Raw genomic sequence first — 2722 nt, 5'->3', positions numbered from 1 at the left:
CGAGCGAGTAGAACTCGCTGTTCGACATCGACTCCGCCCCGCCCGCGATCACCACCTCGCTCGCGCCCACCGCCACCTGCATCGCGGCGTTGAGCACGGCCTGCAGTCCGGATCCGCACCGGCGGTCGATCTGGATCCCGGGGGTGCGGATGTCCAGGCCGGCGTCCAGTGCCGCGACGCGCCCGATCGCCGGAGCCTCCCCGTTCGGGTAACACTGCCCGAGGATCACGTCGTCGACGTCCGTGGCGGACAGACCGGTGCGGTCGACCAGACCGGAGATCGCGGCCGCGGCCAGATCGGCGGCCGCGAGCGGGGCGAGGGCGCCGTGGCGGCGACCCACCGCGGTGCGCACGGGTTCGCAGACCACGACGTCGGCGAGGGCCCGCGACATGCGGGAACTCACCGACTCACTCCACCATCATCCGGACGGTCTCGGCGACGACCGCCGGACGGTCGGAGCCCTCGACCTCCACGGTCACCAGACTGCCCAACTGGACCCCGGAGGCCCTGCGCTGGAGCGAGGTGAGCTCGATCCCCGCCCGGATGCGCGATCCCACCGGGACCGGTGCCGGGAACCGGACCTTGTCGACGCCGTAGTTGATCATCATCCGGAACCCCCGGATCTCCATGACCTCCGCGCCCAGCACGGGCAGCAGGGAGAGGGTCAGGTAGCCGTGGGCGATGGTGGCACCGTAGGGCCCCTGCGCCGCCCGGACCGGGTCGACGTGGATCCACTGGTGGTCCCCGGTCGCGTCGGCGAACGCGTCGATGCGGTCCTGGGTGATCTCCATCCAGTCGCTGTACCCCACGTGTCGCCCGAGTTCGGCCTCGAGCTGCTCCAGTCCCTCGAACACCCTCATGACAGTCCTCCTCGCTGCACCAGTTGCGATGCGATGACGTTGCGTTGGATCTCGTTGGTCCCCTCGCCCACGATCATGAGCGGGGCGTCGCGGAAGTACCGCTCCACGTCGTACTCCGTGGAGTAGCCGTACCCGCCGTGGATCCGGACCGCGTCGAGCGCGATCTCCATGCCGACTTCGGAGGCGAACAGCTTGGCCATCCCGGCCTCCATGTCGCAGCGCTCGCCGGCCTCGGAACGCTCGGCGGCGTGGAGCGTGAGCTGGCGCGCGGCGGACAGCTTGGTGGCCATGTCGGCCAGACGGTGACCGACCGCCTGGTGCTTCCAGATGGGCTGCCCGAACGACTCCCGCTGCTGCGCGTAGGCGAGAGAATCCTCGAGGGCGGCGGCCGCCACCCCGAGGGCACGGCCGGCCACCTGGATCCGTCCGGTCTCCAGGCCCTTCATCATCTGGGCGAAGCCACGTCCGGGCTCGCCGCCGAGCACCTGCGTGGCGGGCGTGCGATAGCCGTCGAAGGCCAGCTCACACGTCTCGACGCCCTTGTACCCGAGCTTGGACAGGTCCCTCGAGACGGTCAGCCCGGGACCGTGCCCGACCAGGACGATCGAGATCCCCCTGTGCGCGGGCGTCGCCGACGGGTCAGTCTTGCAGAGCAGGGCGATGAGGCCGGAGCGGCGCGCGTTCGAGATCCACGTCTTGGCCCCGGTGATCACCAGGTCGTCTCCGTCGGGTATCGCGACGGTGCCCATGGCCTGGAGGTCCGACCCCCCGCCGGGCTCCGTGAGGGCCATGGTCGCCCGCACCTCACCCGTGGCCATCGTCGGGAGGTGGGTGGACTTCTGCTCCTCGGTGCCGAACTCGCTGAGGAGCTTCGCCACCACCGTGTGCCCGCCCATGGCGCCCGCGAGGGACATCCAGCCGCGGGCGAGTTCCTCGGTGACGCGCACGAAGCAGGGCATCGAGACCGGCATCCCGCCGTACTCCTCGGGGACGGCCAGGCCGTAGATCCCGATCTGCTTCATCTGCTCGATCCAGCGTTCCGGGTAGGAGTCCGCGTGCTCCATCTCGCGCACGGACGGCCTGACCTCGCGGTCGATGAACCGGCGCACGGTCGCGACGAGGTCGGCCTCGTCCTGGTTCAGGTCCGGCACCGGTGACACCTCGTCGTCGTCTCGATCCGCCCGTCGGGCGGGGTCCGGCCATCATCGCAACCCACCATCCGATAGTCAATAATCATGCGCATGGTTTGGTTAGGATGCCGGTCATGGACACTCGCGACGCCCGGCCCGTCGGCGGACCCTACTTCGACCAGCTGGCGGTGGGTCAGGTCGTCGTCGACGCCCCGTCCGTCACCCTGACCGACGGCCTCGCCGCCGCACACCAGGCGATCCTCGGCGACCGGCTGCGGCTCCCCCTGGACCGTCGTCTCGCCCACGCCGTCACCGGCGGCACGGTGGCCCACCCGGGCCTCGTCGTCGACGTCGCGATCGGCCAGTCCACCCTTGTCACCCAGCGCGTGCGGGCCAACCTCTTCTACCGCGGCCTGCGTCTGCTCACCGCACCCCGGATCGGTGACACCCTGACCACCCGGACGGAGGTCGTGGGACTCAAGACCAACAGCCACTCACCGGGCCGCACCCCCACCGGGCTCGCCGCGCTCCGCGTCACCACCACCGACCAGGACGGACGGACCGTCCTGGACTTCCACCGATGCGCCATGCTGCCCCTGGCTCCGGGCGTCGACCCGGACTCGTGCGCCCACACCGACGACCTGGCGGCGGTCGGGACCGCCACCACCCGGCCGTGGGCGACACCCGACGCCTGGGACCTGGCCGCCTACCGCGCCGCGGTCCCCGGGGCCG

The 2722-nt window shown here is 71.0% G+C and carries 4 protein-coding genes; 1 reads left to right on the top strand and 3 read right to left on the bottom strand.

What is annotated here, in order from left to right; genetic code table 11:
• The 3 genes from G6017_RS16750 to G6017_RS08280 all read right to left on the bottom strand — a co-directional run.
• The coding region (locus G6017_RS16750) for a thiolase family protein (RefSeq protein ID WP_347237968.1) at window positions 1-391 on the bottom strand (391 nt) is incomplete at its 3' end.
• Window positions 392-407: 16 nt separating this feature from the next.
• Window positions 408-860 carry a MaoC family dehydratase gene (locus G6017_RS08285; RefSeq protein ID WP_182610334.1) on the bottom strand — a complete coding sequence of 151 codons (453 nt, stop codon included), beginning with the start codon at window positions 858-860 and terminating at the stop codon, window positions 408-410.
• A complete protein-coding gene (locus tag G6017_RS08280) occupies window positions 857-2011 on the bottom strand; it encodes an acyl-CoA dehydrogenase family protein (protein ID WP_182616897.1) in 1155 nt (384 codons plus the stop codon). The genes G6017_RS08285 and G6017_RS08280 overlap by 4 nt, the downstream gene beginning before the upstream one ends.
• 113 nt (window positions 2012-2124) lie before the next feature.
• Here G6017_RS08280 and G6017_RS08275 point away from each other — a divergent pair.
• Window positions 2125-2722, top strand: a 598-nt coding sequence (locus tag G6017_RS08275) for a hotdog family protein (protein ID WP_524536265.1), incomplete at its 3' end; no start/stop codon positions are given.

Origin of the sequence: Dietzia sp. B44 (genome assembly GCF_014145245.1) — a bacterium.
GTDB classification, from domain to species: Bacteria; Actinomycetota; Actinomycetes; order Mycobacteriales; family Mycobacteriaceae; genus Dietzia; species Dietzia natronolimnaea.
This window is presented reverse-complemented; position numbering and strand designations above follow the sequence as displayed.